The sequence below is a fragment of the Micrococcales bacterium genome (assembly GCA_009784895.1).
Classification (GTDB): domain Bacteria; phylum Actinomycetota; class Actinomycetes; order Actinomycetales; family WQXJ01; genus WQXJ01.
Map to the genome: position 1 here is coordinate 1 of WQXJ01000050.1, position 14,125 is coordinate 14,125.

At 63.0% G+C, this 14,125-nt stretch carries 13 protein-coding genes and 1 tRNA gene; 9 read left to right on the forward strand and 5 right to left on the reverse strand.

Annotated features, from left to right (window positions below; all coding sequences use genetic code 11):
• The first annotated feature begins 22 nt into the window (after window positions 1-22).
• Window positions 23-95: transfer RNA gene (locus tag FWD29_08365), tRNA-Lys, on the forward strand.
• 98 nt (window positions 96-193) lie between these two features.
• Here the strand turns inward: FWD29_08365 and FWD29_08370 are convergent.
• Window positions 194-1,384, reverse strand: coding sequence for an LLM class flavin-dependent oxidoreductase (locus FWD29_08370; GenBank protein ID MCL2803943.1), 1,191 nt, complete (start codon window positions 1,382-1,384; stop codon window positions 194-196).
• 363 nt (window positions 1,385-1,747) lie between these two features.
• On the opposite strand from FWD29_08370, the gene FWD29_08375 reads away from it, so the two are divergent.
• The 3 genes from FWD29_08375 to FWD29_08385 all read left to right on the forward strand — a co-directional run bounded on the left by FWD29_08375 (window position 1,748) and on the right by FWD29_08385 (window position 4,319).
• Window positions 1,748-2,665: a hypothetical protein gene (locus FWD29_08375; GenBank protein ID MCL2803944.1), complete on the forward strand. Its 918-nt coding sequence runs from the start codon at window positions 1,748-1,750 to the stop codon at window positions 2,663-2,665.
• 138 nt (window positions 2,666-2,803) lie between these two features.
• Window positions 2,804-3,583, forward strand: a complete 780-nt coding sequence (locus FWD29_08380) for an alpha/beta hydrolase (GenBank protein MCL2803945.1) — start codon at window positions 2,804-2,806, stop codon at window positions 3,581-3,583.
• Window positions 3,584-3,686: 103 nt separating this feature from the next.
• Complete coding sequence (locus tag FWD29_08385; GenBank protein ID MCL2803946.1) at window positions 3,687-4,319, forward strand: cysteine hydrolase; 633 nt, start codon at window positions 3,687-3,689, stop codon at window positions 4,317-4,319.
• A gap of 44 nt (window positions 4,320-4,363) precedes the next feature.
• Here the strand turns inward: FWD29_08385 and FWD29_08390 are convergent, their stop codons facing one another.
• Complete coding sequence (locus tag FWD29_08390) at window positions 4,364-7,510, reverse strand: FAD-binding oxidoreductase (GenBank protein MCL2803947.1); 3,147 nt, start codon at window positions 7,508-7,510, stop codon at window positions 4,364-4,366.
• A 98-nt stretch (window positions 7,511-7,608) separates the two neighbouring features.
• Between FWD29_08390 and FWD29_08395 the strand changes: the two genes are divergently transcribed.
• The 5 genes from FWD29_08395 to FWD29_08415 are packed head-to-tail and all read left to right on the forward strand — an operon-like array spanning window position 7,609 to window position 11,580.
• Window positions 7,609-8,139 (forward strand): ABC transporter substrate-binding protein, encoded by a 531-nt coding sequence (locus tag FWD29_08395; protein MCL2803948.1) that lies wholly within the window; start codon window positions 7,609-7,611, stop codon window positions 8,137-8,139.
• Window positions 8,111-9,112, forward strand: coding sequence for an ABC transporter permease (locus tag FWD29_08400; protein ID MCL2803949.1), 1,002 nt, complete (start codon window positions 8,111-8,113; stop codon window positions 9,110-9,112). Before FWD29_08395 ends, FWD29_08400 begins: the two co-directional genes overlap by 29 nt.
• Window positions 9,099-9,827, forward strand: a complete 729-nt coding sequence (locus FWD29_08405; GenBank protein MCL2803950.1) for an ABC transporter permease subunit — start codon at window positions 9,099-9,101, stop codon at window positions 9,825-9,827. Before FWD29_08400 ends, FWD29_08405 begins: the two co-directional genes overlap by 14 nt.
• Entirely contained in the window at window positions 9,824-10,711 is an 888-nt protein-coding gene (locus FWD29_08410; GenBank protein MCL2803951.1) for an ABC transporter ATP-binding protein, read from the forward strand. The genes FWD29_08405 and FWD29_08410 overlap by 4 nt, the downstream gene beginning before the upstream one ends.
• On the forward strand, window positions 10,708-11,580 hold the full coding sequence (locus FWD29_08415) for an ATP-binding cassette domain-containing protein (GenBank protein MCL2803952.1): 873 nt from the start codon (window positions 10,708-10,710) through the stop codon (window positions 11,578-11,580). Before FWD29_08410 ends, FWD29_08415 begins: the two co-directional genes overlap by 4 nt.
• Before the next feature lie 49 nt (window positions 11,581-11,629).
• On the opposite strand, the gene FWD29_08420 is transcribed toward FWD29_08415, so the two are convergent.
• The 3 genes from FWD29_08420 to hisH form a co-directional block, all read right to left on the reverse strand.
• A complete protein-coding gene (locus FWD29_08420) occupies window positions 11,630-12,508 on the reverse strand; it encodes a GNAT family N-acetyltransferase (GenBank protein ID MCL2803953.1) in 879 nt (292 codons plus the stop codon).
• Window positions 12,509-12,560: 52 nt separating this feature from the next.
• Window positions 12,561-13,406, reverse strand: coding sequence for a hypothetical protein (locus tag FWD29_08425; protein MCL2803954.1), 846 nt, complete (start codon window positions 13,404-13,406; stop codon window positions 12,561-12,563).
• A gap of 71 nt (window positions 13,407-13,477) precedes the next feature.
• Entirely contained in the window at window positions 13,478-14,119 is a 642-nt protein-coding gene (gene hisH, locus FWD29_08430) for an imidazole glycerol phosphate synthase subunit HisH (protein ID MCL2803955.1), read from the reverse strand.
• Window positions 14,120-14,125: the final 6 nt, after the last annotated feature.

A 14,125-nucleotide genomic window follows, 5' to 3' on the forward strand; every position in this document is an offset into this window, starting at 1 on the left:
CGCTGCTACACTGTTTCACCGCGCGCCATTAGCTCAATTGGCAGAGCAGCTGGCTCTTAACCAGCGGGTTCGGGGTTCGAGTCCCTGATGGCGCACTTCGAGGAGAGCCGAGCGCCAACGAGCCAGCTCGGTTGGTCGAGGCCGACGAAGAAGTTGACGAGGCCTGTAGGGCCGAGGAGCACCACCCGGAGCCCTAATCCCAGTAGTCCTCAGGGTTGGCAGAAAGAGCAAGTGGGGCTGAAGCTTGCGGCACTGGCACGGCGCGAGGCGCCGTCAAGTGGGGCGAAGACCGGCTGTAAGTTGAGGCGATATGGCCGGCCGTCTGCAAGGCCGGGATGACCATGTCGACCATCAGTCGCAGGTCGATCGGTAGCGAAGTTGGCCTGACAGTGAAACCGTCGCAGGCTTCGTCCTGCACCCAATCGACGCAGAACTCGGCCAAGTCGTCGGGGTGGCCCACAAAGCGGGCCTGACCGTCACCCAGCTCGACCCCAGTCATCTCTTCGGCCAGGTCTTTGCGGGCCTCGGCTAGACCAGATTCGGTCGAGAGGGTGATCGACAGGTCCACCAAGGTTTTAAGGTCATCGGGGTTGCGTCCGGCATCGGCCGCGAGGGCGCGCAGGTCACGGCGCTGCTTGGCCGCGTCGGCCTTGTTGACCACTTGGGTACGGACCACGCTGGCCTGCCTAGCAGCCAGGCCGATGGCGTAGTCGTCGTTGGCCCGCATGACCAGTGTTGGTGGGGCCGAAAAGGCGGCCGAGCCAGCGGCCTCACCCAGTCGCTGCTGGCGCAAGGCCCTGGCCGAGGCGGCGGTGGCGGTTAGGGCCGGCGAGTCAGACCAAGTGTCTTCGACGGTGGCCGCTAGCACCTCAGTTGACTGTTGGCCGGCCGCAGGTGTTAGTTCCGGCAGAACCAATTCCCAGGCATGGCGGCCCTCGCTGGCCACCTCCAACTCCACAAGGGCCGGTACCAGCGAGGAGGCCTCGGCTCGTGAGGCGTTGACGGCCGGTAGTAGCTGGATGCCCTCTGTGGCTTTGGCCAGGCGTGTGGCCAGCCGAACGGCGTCCAAGGCGCCGCGCCGGCGGGCCGAATAGGGCGGGTTGCCCATGGCCGTGTCGTCCAACGCCACAAAATCAACCAGCCCGCGTTGGGCCGTGCGGGCCAGCCGGGCTAAGCCGCCAAGGTTGATGGCCTCGGCCCGGCGCTCGTCGTCTTGGTCCTCAATCCGGGAGGGGTAGCGCGACACCGCGGGGGACAGCTCAGTGCCAATTGTGATTCTCTTGGGCTGGTTGGCTGTTGGCCCCGAACTTGGCGCCGAGGCCGGCCGCAGCTCTTTTGCAGGTTGTCGGTGGGACAGGACAGTGGTGTTGGCCGCGTCAAACATTAGGACGGATCAGTTGCCTCAAGTAGGGGGAAAAACCGTGTGGCGGGGGGCGGCCACCTCTTGCTTTTGAGGCTATGTCGCCAATTTGCCGTTGTCAATTTGGGCCGGCTTTTGCTCATGCCCGATGCCGGCCGGCGACAACCAGCCCACCGGCCAGCTTCGCTGTAGCCGGGAAAGGCGACCAGCGGCTGGCGCCGCGCCGCCGGCGCGGTGAGCCAGCCCAGAGCGGCGCCTGAGGTGTGATCCCAATGACCAGTCCCCGAGTCCCAAATCCCGTGAGTTGTCTAGGCTGTCCCGCGCTAAGTGAGGTGATCCGCCCTAGGATTAGAACGGCTAACGATCCTTCGCGAGGTGAGGTACGCAATGTCCCAAGACCCCAGGGTAGCCCTGGTTACTTGCAGTCAGTTCCCCGATCTAGATGCTTACGACTCGGTGCTGGTTCCGCGCCTGCGCTCAATGGGGGTTGATGCCCAGCCGGCCGTCTGGGATGACCCAGCAGTTGACTGGGATTCTTTCGCCTTGTCGGTTGTCCGCTCCACCTGGGACTACCCCGGCCGCCGGAGCGAGTTCCTGGACTGGGCCAAGTCTGTGCCCCGTCTAGCCAACCCGGCAGCGGTGCTGGAATGGAACACGGACAAGCATTACCTGCAAGACCTCGACAAACGTGGCGTCAGGATTATTAGGACGTTGTGGCTGGAGCCGGATGGTGAAAACACCGGCCGGGCCATGCACACCCGCTTCCCGGCTGGAGGCGACTTTGTGCTCAAACCGGCCATTGCCGCTGGCGCCATTGGGGCCGGTCGTTACACGGCCAATGACCCCTACCTGCGCGGGCGAGCCATTACTCACGCCCGCAACTTGCTCAGTGAGGGCCATTCGGTTTTGGTTCAGCGTTACATTCCTTCGGTTGATGCCCTAGGCGAGGTGTCGATGGTCTTCCTCGACAACAAATTCGCCTACGCCGTCCGTAAGGGCGCCATGCTGCACGGTCCGCAAGAAGCCACCGACCGGCTTTACCAGCGTGAGCACCTTGATGGCGGCTATCAGCCAAGCGACAAAGAGCTAGATATTGCCAACCGGGCTGTGGCCGCCGCCATGGATACTCTGGGCAATCCGCTCAAGCCGTTCTTGTATGCCCGCGTCGACCTGGTTGAGGCCGAGGATGGCGAGCCAGTGGTGCTCGAGTTCGAAGTAACCGAACCATCACTCTTCCCCGAACTGGCCGCGGGCGGCATTGATTTGGTTTGCCGGTCCATTGCTGGACGCCTCTCGCCTGTATAGGGGTATCTGGCTCGTTGTCCTTGGGGAGGTTGACTCCTGGCACTTAGCAGCCTAAGTGGCCTAAGTGGGCGGGGCTGAGCCCTGGGAGAATACTGACAGGCGCCATCCCAGCGGCGCGCGTGGTTTAGGCTCGCAGTCGTGGTGAACCTAGATGCCATTACCCAGGTTGGTCAGGGCCGGCCCTTGGTCTTGGCGCATGGTGCCGGTGGCAGGGTGCGCGGTGATTTTGGTCACCTGATCCAAAGACTCAAAGGCACTCGCCGGCTGGTTGGCTACGACTACCCCGGATCGGGCCGCAACCCGTTGATTGGCCAGCCGCTGACCCTGGACCTTCTGGCTGATTCCCTGGTCGACGCGGCCGGTGCGGCCGGCGAAGTGACCTTCCCAGTTTTGGGCTACTCCCTGGGCGCCGCGGTAGCCGTCACGGCCGCCTCGCGCCATCCAGACCGAGTCACCGGTCTCATCTTGACCTGTGGTTTTGCCCACGTCGATAGGCAATTCAGGGCCTTTTCCTTGATGTACCAGGCTCTGCTGGCAGGTGGTGACTTCAGCGCGATTGGCCGGTTGCTGGCAGGCCGGGTGGGCCCAGGTGTTCACCCCGATCCGGATGAGGTGCGCAGCCGTGAAGCCCGCGTGGCCCAATTGGCCCAAGGCATTCAGCCAGGTTCGGGCCAGCAACTGGCAGTTGCGGCCTCGGTCGACCTTGCCCAGGTCCTCAGGTCGATCGGGTTGCCCACCTTAGTTATCGTGGCGGGCGAAGACCAGCTGGTCCTACCTCAGACCCAACGTGAGCTTTCGACCCTGATGCCCAAGTCAGAAATGATTGAATACCCACATTGTGGCCATGTCATCTCGCCAGCCCAAGGCGATATCTGGGCCAGGGACATCTCGAACTTCCTCGAGCGCCACCATCTCTAGCAGTTGAGGTTAGGGGCATGGCCGGTACCGCCCTGCCGGCTTGCCCGGGACGAGGCTTGGGTTGATACTTGTCTCAGCCAAACCTCAGCATTAGGAGACTGTAATGCGACCGAACTCGACCGCTCTGGTCCTAATCGAATTCCAAAACGACTTCACCTCGCCCGGCGGTGCCCTGCATGATGCCGTCAAAGCGTCGATGGAACGCTCGAACATGCTAGCCAACACGGTCGCCATGGTGGCGGCCGTGCGACCTTTAGGCGTTCAGGTGGTCCACTCACCGATCAGCTTTGCCCCAGGCTATTGCGAGATCAACGCCCACCCTTACGGCATTTTGGCCGGTGTGGTTGGCGCCACCGCATTTGTCAAAGGCGAATGGGGTTCGCAGATCGTCGACGACCTGACCCCAGATGCGGCTGACATTGTGCTTGAAGGCAAACGCGGCCTGGACGCCTTTGGTTCAACCAACATTGACTTCATTTTGCGCTCGAAGGGCATTGAAACGATCGCCTTGGCCGGCTTGTTAACCAATTGCTGCGTCGAGTCGACGATGCGTTCAGCCTACGAGCGCGGATTCGAGGTCATTACTTTGACCGATTGCGTGGCCGGGACTTCGCATGAAGAGCATGACAACGCCGTCAAATTCGACTATCCCATGTTCTCCAAGCCCATGACTCACACCGAGTTCATTGAGGCGGTCAAGGGCGCTGGCGTGGCCGATTCGTCCCGGGGCTACTGACTGAAGCGACGTTGACCTCGGCTAGTCCAGCGATTGCCGGCGGTCTACCAGCCCGGCCGGGCTACCTCTGCTAGCACTTCTAGCACGTGGCGGTAGGTCCGCCCAGTGGCCCGGCTGATGCCAATTTCGCAGGTCCGGTTGGCAGTGACATAGGCGTCGAATTGGCCGATGCCGCCTGCCGCCTTGGCCCTTTCAGCTTCGGCTTGGGCAATGGCTTGGGCTTCGGGGCCAGTGGCGCTGGCTGTCAGTTCAGGATGCAACATGCCCCTATCGCCAGCGAAGCCACAGCAACCCCAAGTGGGCGGCACAAAGACAGTCTCGGCCGCCATCTCAGCCAGGGCCACTAGGTCATCGACAGCACCTAGGTGGACTGTTGAGCAGGTTGGGTGGACCGCGATTGCCGCCAAAGGCTGGGGAACCACCAGTCGGCTGGCCAAATGTTTGCGAACGTAAGAAGTGGCATCAATCACTTTGAGGCGCTGGGCCAATTCGGCCTGCGCCACCGGCAGGGCGGCGGGCAAGGAGGTCAGGGTTTTGGTGCAACTGGCGGCGTCCGCCACCACTGGCCACCGGCCCTGCCCGCTGGCCCGCCATAACACGCCAAAGACCCGTCTGGCCATCTCGCGCTGGCCACTGACCAGACCCTTTGACTGCCAGACCGTGCCGCAACAAAGGTCCTCGATGTGCTCAGGCATTATCAATTCGACACCGGCCATGGCGGCCAGCTGGCGCAGGGCGCCGCCCACTCCCGGCCCGGCACCAGATGGCGCAAACAAAGAGTTGATGCAGGTCGAAAAGAACACGGCAGCCTCATGCCGATCCTCAGGCTCATGCCAAACCCCTAACTCGCCAGGTTGAGCTTCGGCAAGAAAGGCCGGGGCGGGGCCCGGAGCGTTGTCTCGCGCCTTGTCTTGGGGCAATGCCTTGGCATTGCCAAAGACAAATGCCCGGAGCCAATCCCTGACAACGATCCCCGCCCCGCCCCTCAATTCGGGCGGGCTGGTTTTGGCGCTGACCGAACGTTGGTCCGCCCCTATCCCGCGAGGTTGGGCTTTGGCATCATGCCAAAGCTCGGACTGGCGTGATTGGTGTGGCTGGCGGGAGCGGCGGCGGGGCGGGCCGGGCCGGGGCAAGTCTTGACCGACTTGCGGAATCCAGTCTTGGGGCAGGACCCGGCGAGCGGCCCGGGTGACGGCCTGGAGCAACCGGCTGGGCAAAACGCCAGCCAGGTGGAGACCTAAGCGCAGCAACGCCACAACCGCCCGCCAATGCCGGGCCGCCAACCGGCCCAATAGCTGAACCACCGGCGAGGAGTGCCTTTCCACCCGCATCGCCTCGATGATGTGGCCGGTGTCAATGTTGACCGGACAGGCCACCAGGCAAAGCGAATCGGCCGCGCAGGTGTCGACACCCTGATAGTCGAAGTCCCTGGCCATGGCCTCGGCCTGATCCGGCGGCAGGGTAGCGATTTGCCGCAACAGGGCGATGCGCTGGCGTGGCGTAGTGGTCAGATCGCGTGAGGCGCAGGTCGGCTCACAGTAACCGCATTCGACGCAGCGATCGAAGGCCTCGTCTAGCACCGGGGTGACCTTGATGTGGTTTAGGTGGGCCCGGGCATCGGCGTTGATCACCACGCCGGGGCCAAGCAGTCCACCCGGATCGCAGAGCTGCTTTATTCGGCCCATCACTTCGTAGAGGCGGTCACCGAATTGCCGCCGCACAAACGGGGCCATGATCCGGCCGGTGCCATGTTCGGCTTTGAGGGTGCCGCCGGCATCCAAGACCAAGTCGACCATCTGGTCAGTAAAGGCCTCGAAGCGTCTCAACTGAACGGCCTGGGCCAAGTCGAGGGTGACCATGAAGTGGATATTGCCGTCTTTGGCGTGCCCAAAAATGACGCCGTCAGCCAGTTCGTTTTGGCGGAAAAGCTGAGCCAAATGGTGGCAGGTGCCGGACAGAGCACTGACCGGTACGGCGATATCCTCCAGCAGGGCCGTGGTGCCCGGCGGTCGCGCCCCGGCCACCGCCGTGTACAGCCCGTTTCGGCTGGCCCAGAGCAGGGCCCTGTCCTTGGTTTCAATGGCGAAACTGGACGGGCGGACCAGCCCCAGTTTGGGCAGCAAGGCGCGCATATCCGCCAGGTTCTGGGCCAGCTCTTCGCCTTGGCCAGAACGCAACTCAACTAGCAGCGCGGTTTGGCCAGGACCGTGGAAGTCCAAGATCGGATCGCCGGGTGCGGCCGCGGCCTGGGCGGCGGCCACCGAGGTTGGGTCCATCAGCTCCAAAACCTTGGCCCCGGCCGCCAGCAATTGGGCCAGAGCGTCGGTGGCGGCCTCCAAATGGGGGAAAACCAACAGGGCCGTGGCGACATGCCGGGGCACTTCGACAGTGTTAAAGGTGGCGCCGGCGACAAACCCCAAGGTGCCTTCCGAACCGATCATTAGGTGGGTCAAGATGTCAACTGGCCGGTCAAAGTCAACTAGCGAGTTGATGCCGTAACCCATGGTGTTTTTCATGGCGTACTGGGCCGCGATTTTGGCCATGGCTACCGGGTCGGCGCGCACCTGGTCACGCAAGGCGGCCAGGCCGGCATATAGCGCCGGTTCGCTTTGACGCAGCCGGTCATCAGCGTCCACCGCCGCTGAATCGACCGTAGTGCCGCTGGGCAGGACAAACTCCATCGAAGCCAAAGTGGCGTAGGTGTTGAATTGGGTACCGCAGGCCATGCCGGAAGCGTTGTTGGCCACCACCCCGCCAATCGTGGCCGCCACCTTAGAGGCCGGGTCAGGGCCCAGCATCCGACCATATTTGGCCAAGGCGGCGTTGACCGCGCCAACCGTCACTCCTGGGCCGCAGGCCACCTGGAGTCCCTCGGCCAGCACGTTGACCTGCCTAAAGGCCTGGCGTACGTCTACCAGAAGACCATCGGAGGAAGCCTGCCCACTGAGCGAGGTTCCGCCAGATCGGAAAGTCAAACCCATGCCGTGCTCTGCGGCCAGGCGCATGGCCAAGGCGACCTGCCCGGCATCGGCCGCCTTGAGCACGGCCTTGGGTTCCAGCAGGTAGTGAGAGGCGTCCCGGCCGATGCCGGCCAGTTGCGTTGGGGAAGTCAGCAGGCGGCTGCCAAAGGCGCTCGCCAAATGGGCCTGACCTGAATCCGGGTGGGTGGCCAGGGCACCGGAAGAGTCCATTGGACAACCATGCCACATTGGCTATCGGGTCAAAGAGGGCCGGTGAATCATTGACGGCGATGGTTCGGCACCATTGAGGCGACTAATTCACCGCCCCGGTGACTGTAGATGACGCAGTCTTTTCCTTGCAGCGTTTGCAGGGCCTAGAAGGGGTGCCGTCATTCTTGCTGGAAGGCGTGACGGTAGAAAAGACCGGCGACAACACCTTGAGGCTGACTTCCGAAGAGCCTTTGCCGGCCCTACCGGCCATCTTGGCCACGCCGTCCTGCGGCATTGTCAACTCCAAGGTGGTGCAGGAAAACGGCGGTTCGGCTGATACCACTGATACGGCTGAGGATTTCCTGAATCAGACCTCGGCCGGCTCTGGGCCATACATCCTGGAAAAGCTGGATCAGGCCTCCGAGGCCGTGCTGGTGCTCAACACTGAGTACAACGGACCGCAAACCCCGACCTACCAGAAGGTCATCTTGCGCAACGTCAAGCCGGCGACCCAGAAGATGAACGCTGAATCCCCGTTTGTGCCTCTGCTTCAGCCCGGATCAAACGTGGCCTATCAGCCTTCGGTGGGCCGCGTCTACTACAACCCGGTATGGCTGATAAATGTCGCAGGACTCACAGTCGCAAACTAACCAGTCCAAAGTGACGCCGGCCCAGCCGGCTGATGGCGGGCCCAGCCGGGCGCGCTCAGCTAGGGGCCGGCGCTCACGCGCCGTCCTGCTGCGCTACCTCGCCAAACGGCTGATCATTGCCGTTGGCCTGCTGTTCGGCATGACGCTGGTAACTTTCTCCCTGACTAACCTGGTGCCCGGTGACCCGGTGGCAGCCGCCTTGGGCCAGCGGGCGGCCGACGATCCGGCCACAGTGGCCCGCTTCAGGGCCGAGAACGGCTTAGATAAGCCACTGCCGGCTCAGTACGCGGCCTACCTGGGCCGGCTGGTTCATCTTGATTTGGGCCGGTCCTGGCAAACCCACAACCCGGTGCGCGACGACCTAGCCAAAGCCGTACCAGACACCATGGAAATCGCTTTTGGGGCAATTGTTTGCGCCGCCCTGATTGGTATCACTTTCGGTGCGCTCTCGGCCTACCACCGAGGCAGGCTAACCGATCAGCTTCTGCGGTTGATTTCTCTGGTGGGCATCTCTGTGCCGACATTCTGGATGGCCATTGTCAGCTTTTTTGTCTTTTACTACAAATTGCAATGGGCCCCCGGCTCGGGTCGGTTATCGCCCGGCACCGCTTCGCCCCCCAAGGTCACCGGTATGTACACGGTCGATTCGCTGCTGGCCGGCGATATGCGCACCTTTGTTGACGCCTCTGCCCACCTGATCCTGCCCACATTGGTTTTGACTCTGTACACGGTCGGCTTGCTGACCCGGTTCTCGCGGACCTCGATTCTGGAGATTCTGGACCAAGACTATGTCCGGGCCGCCAAGGCCAAGGGGCTGCCGGGACGCACCGTCTTTTTCAAATACGTGCTGCGAGCAGCGGCTGTGGCGGGCCCTGCCACCTGGTATGCGCCAGCCGCTGGGTTTGATCGCGGTCCTGGTGGCCCTGGCTTGGCTAGTCATCGTGGTGATAGGGCCGTCGGTGGCGCCATTTGACCCCTTGGCCCAGGACTTGCCACGCTTCGCCCCGCCGGGCGCCGAGACCTGGCTGGGAACCGATGACCTGGGTCGGGATGTGTTCTCCCGGATCCTGGCCGGGGCCAGAGTGACCATCGCCTTGGCCTTGCTTCTGGTCTGCATGTCGATGCTGCTTGGGTCGCTGCTTGGTTTGGTGGCCGGCTTTTTTGGCCGCTGGGTCGATGAAACCATCATGCGCTTCACCGACCTGGTCCTAGCCTTCCCTACCGTGATTTTGGCCATGGTGACAGCGGCCGCGCTCGGGGCCTCAATGTTCAACGCGGTGCTGGCCGCACTGGTGGTGTCCTGGCCGCCCTATGCCCGCGTGGTGCGTTCAATGGTTCTGTCCCTACGGGGTGGAGATTATGTCGCTAGTGGTCGGCTGCTTGGTTTCACCGCTGCCCGGTCAATCAGAACCGACATACTGCCCAATGTGGCCGGTCCTACCTTGGTCATGGCGACCTTAGACATTGGCACGGCCGCGTTGCTGCTATCTGGCCTGTCCTTTCTTGGCCTGGGCACAAAGCCACCCACCCCTGAATGGGGTTCGATGATTGGGGCAGCCGTTGACAACTTCGACAAGTGGTGGCTGGGTCTGTTCCCTGGCCTGGCCCTGTTGTCGGTGGTAATGGCCTTCAACATTATTGGCGACGCTCTGCGCGACGGACTCGATCCGGGGGTGGCCAAGGCATGACGGCCAAAACCAAGCCCGCCCCAGTGCTGCGCATTGACCAGCTGAGTTTGTCAATCCGGCATGAAGACGGCCTCAGCCCAATCCTCGATCAGGTCTCGATCGAGGTCAGCGCCGGGTCAGTACACGGCCTGGCTGGTGAATCGGGTAGCGGCAAAACCATCACCGGGCTGACGGTACTGGGCCTAGAACCGCGCCGCTCTGAGGTTTCCGGCCACATTTGGCTGGAGGATACCGACCTACTTCAGATCAAAGGTTCAGCCCTGAACCAGGTGCGTGGCCGCCACATCGGCATGGTTTTCCAAGACCCTTCAACCTCCCTACACCCACAGCTAACAGTGGGTTCCCAACTGACCGACCACGTCCGCTTCCACCTCAAGGTCTCCAAAGCCACCGCAATGGAACGGGCGGCACAGGCCCTCGACCGGGTCGGCCTGCGCGGTGGCCAGGCCACTTTGCAGCGCTATCCCCACGAATTCTCCGGCGGCCAGCGCCAACGCATCGCCATCGCCATGGCGCTGGCCTGCGAACCCAAAGTCCTGATTGCTGATGAGCCGACCACCGCCCTGGATGTCACCGTGCAAGCCGGCGTGCTGGCCCTGATCCGCCAGCTGGTCGACACAATGGGTTTGGCTGTGTTGTTCATTACTCATGACCTCGGCGTGATGAGCTCAGTAGCCGACACGGTCGCCATCATGCGCCACGGCCAAGTGGTTGAAAACGGCCCGCGCCGCGAAGTTTTCACCGAACCGGCTCACCCCTATACCCGCCAGCTGCTGGCCTCACTGCCCGGCGCCAAAGGCGGGTTGGCCTCGCGCCAGGATCTTGAACGTATGCACCAATCCGATACGGGCCAGGCCCCAAAGGCTGAGGGGAGCGCGCTGTGAGCCCCGACCACGCGGCATCGGCCGCCCCGGTTATCGAGGTCAAAGACGTGTCCGTGACCTACCCGGGCCACCCGCCCGTCGAGGCGGTCAAAGGGGTCAGTTTCGAACTGCACCAAGGCGAAGTGGTTGGCCTGGTGGGCGAGTCCGGTTGCGGCAAATCAACTATGGCCAAAGTTCTGACCGGCCTGGTCAAACCCTCCGCCGGTCGAGTTGTCTACCACGGCCAAGCCGTCAAGCCGCTTGGCATTGCCCGCCGCGGCCTGGAGCTGACCGGTATCCAGATGGTCTTCCAAGATCCCGGTTCGTCGCTTAACCCGCGCCGCCGGGTTGGTGCCCAGATCCAAGACGGCCTGGACTGTGCCGGCCGGCGGGTCAAGGCTGGCCTGGCCGGTGGGCCACGGGCGAAATCGAACGCCACTACGCCTGGCGCTTGGATGGAGGCGGTGGGTCTTGAGCCCAAGGACCAAAACCGTTTCCCGGGCAGCTTCTCCGGCGGCCAACGCCAACGCATCGCCACCGCCCGGGCGCTGGCCGCCCAGCCGGATGTACTGATAGGCGACGAGCCGATCAGCGCCCTTGACGCCTCGACCCAGGCCCGGGTGGCCTACCCGATGTCAACCCTGGCCCTTCAGCAGGGGGCGGCGTTGCTGTTTATCTCCCATGACCTGTCCGTAGTGCGGTTGATTGCTGATCGCCTGCTGGTGATGTACGCCGGCCAGATTGTCGAACAAGGGCCAACTGAGCGGGTCTGGGAGCAGCCGGCCCACCCCTATACCAGGTCGCTGCTTGGTGCCATTCCTGTGCCCGATGGCGAAGGTCGCCTACCCCAGGTCACCTCACTTACAGACCCGTCCCCGCCAAGCCCCTGAACAGTCCCTTTGCCGCGAGACCGAGCTTTGGCATAACCGGCTATGCCGGTCAGGCGCGCAAAACCTTGTGAGCTTGGCGGTGTTCAATGCCGCCGTCAAGGAAGACCGGGCCAAAAAGCTGGTAGCCGAGCTTTTCGTAAAAGCCGGCGGCCTGCTGCTGGGCCGCCAGTTCGGCCACCACCGGCTTGTCGTCATTGGTCAGTCCTACCGCCAGCTGTTCCAAGCCGTGAACAATGGCTTGGCCCAGGTGCTCGCCTCGCCGGGAGGCTGCCACGGCGATCCGGCCCAAATGCCATACGCCACCGGACCGAGGTGGCCGGATCAGGCGGCCGGTGCCAACCAGCACGCCGGAATCGGTCAAAATAACGTGCTCACAGCTGACATCAAGTGGGTCGAGTTCTTCTTCCGGCGGCACCAGTTGTTCATCGACAAAAACCTCATAGCGCAGGTTGAAGGCCTGGGCAAACTCGAGGTCGTTGGTCACCCGCCGCAGCCAAACACCGCTGGACAACCATTGATCCAGAACCGAGGCGATCTGGCCGCGGGCCCAAAGCCCAACCTGGGCGTTGACCGGGCAGAGCTCACCAGGCGCCAGCAACAGCTCGGCCTGGCCGGCGACATCACGCCAGGCCGCAGCTTGATTATGGGGCGTCATAACGTGGACGGAATAGCCCATAAATGACCGAGGCGTGATGAAGGGCTCGCAGGCCACGGCCAGCACGCCGCGTGGTAAGGCCGCCCGGGCGACGGCCCCTTCGACCACGGCGGCCACTTCATCCCCGGGTAGGCCGGCCGCTAGGGTGACAAATGATTGGCCGGCAACTAGGTCTTGAGGCTCCATTGGCCACAGTCCGTTGGCCACAGCCGCGGTGGTCAACTGCTCGGCCCAACTAGCATCCAAACTCACAACAAGGGCCGCAGTCACCATGCCGGGCCATCCTACGCGCCGGCAGGGACTTAGGCCAGCAGCTGGCGGCCGCCTATCGCAAGGGCCAGGCCTGGGCTGTGGTGATGGCGACGGCGACGGGCATGGTTGAGCCGCTAGCGGTCAGCCACAGCAGGATCGGGCCGAGGCCGCCAATTACGGTGGGGTCAGCTTTGTGGCCGGTCCGGCTGGTCTGAGCCGCATCCTGGCCGGCAAAATGGGCCGGGGTGTTGACCCAGAGCCCGCCGGCGTCGAGGTGGGCAGTGATGCGTTGGTGCAGTTCAACGCCGGTGGCTTGGTTCATTGTGTTGATCTCGGTCATGTCACGTTGGAAGTCGAATCGCTGAACCGGCATGATCACCTCGACCTGCACCTGAGCCGCTTTTGGGTCGAAACCGGTTGTCATCTTGGCCGCCAGATCGAAGAGATGGTACAGGTCAAGCCGGGCCACAAAACTGGGCCACAGTTCGGCTGCCCACAGTAGGACGGCCCGGCCGTCCAACAGCGCCATTGGCACTCTGATAAGGGCTACCGGTTCGGGACTGATGGAGCTGGGGGTGGCGACCGCCAAATTGGAAAAGGCGATGGCTTGGCGATGGATCCCCTCATAGTCGCTCATTGTGGCCGGGCGAATTTGGCCTTCGCCCATGGCCCAGGTTAGGTGGTCCAGGCTGATGTGGGCTCGAACCGTCCGGCCAGGGCCATAATTCAGCTGGGTCAAGGAGTCAAATACCGCCGGGGCTTCAAAGGCCCCAATTAGCGGCAGTCTTAGGTCGACCTTCCAGGTTTGGGAGGCAGCCACCATTGCCAGTCTGAGGGAAGACACATCCAGGCCGTCAACGCCGTGTTCAGCGTTGATGGGAGGGGCAGTGAAGCCCAGATCTGAAAATATGACCGCCATTACCTTAATGGTGCAGCACCGGGCCGGGTTTTGCTTGGGACGTCCCTAAATGGACCATCAAGCCCAAGGGCTTACGATTTGAGGCTGGTCAGCCAATTGTGCAGCAGTCTTATTCCGGCCGCGCCTGACTTTTCCGGATGGAATTGGGTGGCACTAAGCGGACCGTTTTCGACCGCCGCCACAAACCGCCGGCCATGGGTGGCCCAAGTAACCAGCGGTGCCTTGTAGTGGCTGGCGTCTTGGTCCAGGGGGAATTTGGCCGCAGCGTAGGAATGGACAAAATAGAACCGTTCGTCTTCAATGCCCTCGAACAGGCGGGAGTTAGGCGGCACCGTCACGTTTGACCAGCCCATATGAGGTACAACCGGCGCTCGCAGGCGCCGGACCCGGCCCGGCCATTGCGACAGCCCTGGGGTTAACCGACCGTGTTCTAGGCCCGTATCGAACATGACCTGCAAACCAACACAAACCCCAAGCACGGCCCGGCCCCCGGCCAGGCGGCGTTCAATCAGTCTGGGGGCATCGACGGCTTTCAGACCTGCCATGACCGCGCCAAAGGCACCGACTCCGGGCACCACCAGGCCGTCTGCGGCCTCGGCCGCGGCCGGATTTGCCGTCAGGTCAACCTCGGCACCAGCCTCGACTAGAGCCTTGGCGGCGCTGCGAACGTTGCCAAAGCCGTAGTCAAGCACAACTACCGAAGGGCTCATCATGACCCC

What these genes read in the sequence shown, in the direction of transcription:
- FWD29_08370 (MCL2803943.1), bottom strand. Translation starts at nt 1,384, where the DNA reads ATGTTTGACGCGGCCAACACCACTGTCCTGTCCCACCGACAACCTGCA.
- FWD29_08375 (MCL2803944.1), top strand. Translation starts at nt 1,748, where the DNA reads ATGTCCCAAGACCCCAGGGTAGCCCTGGTTACTTGCAGTCAGTTCCCC.
- FWD29_08385 (MCL2803946.1), top strand. Translation starts at nt 3,687, where the DNA reads ATGCGACCGAACTCGACCGCTCTGGTCCTAATCGAATTCCAAAACGAC.
- FWD29_08390 (MCL2803947.1), bottom strand. Translation starts at nt 7,510, where the DNA reads ATGGACTCTTCCGGTGCCCTGGCCACCCACCCGGATTCAGGTCAGGCC.
- FWD29_08400 (MCL2803949.1), top strand. Translation starts at nt 8,111, where the DNA reads ATGTCGCAGGACTCACAGTCGCAAACTAACCAGTCCAAAGTGACGCCG.
- FWD29_08410 (MCL2803951.1), top strand. Translation starts at nt 9,824, where the DNA reads ATGACGGCCAAAACCAAGCCCGCCCCAGTGCTGCGCATTGACCAGCTG.
- FWD29_08420 (MCL2803953.1), bottom strand. Translation starts at nt 12,508, where the DNA reads ATGGTGACTGCGGCCCTTGTTGTGAGTTTGGATGCTAGTTGGGCCGAG.
- FWD29_08425 (MCL2803954.1), bottom strand. Translation starts at nt 13,406, where the DNA reads ATGGCGGTCATATTTTCAGATCTGGGCTTCACTGCCCCTCCCATCAAC.
- hisH (MCL2803955.1), bottom strand. Translation starts at nt 14,119, where the DNA reads ATGATGAGCCCTTCGGTAGTTGTGCTTGACTACGGCTTTGGCAACGTT.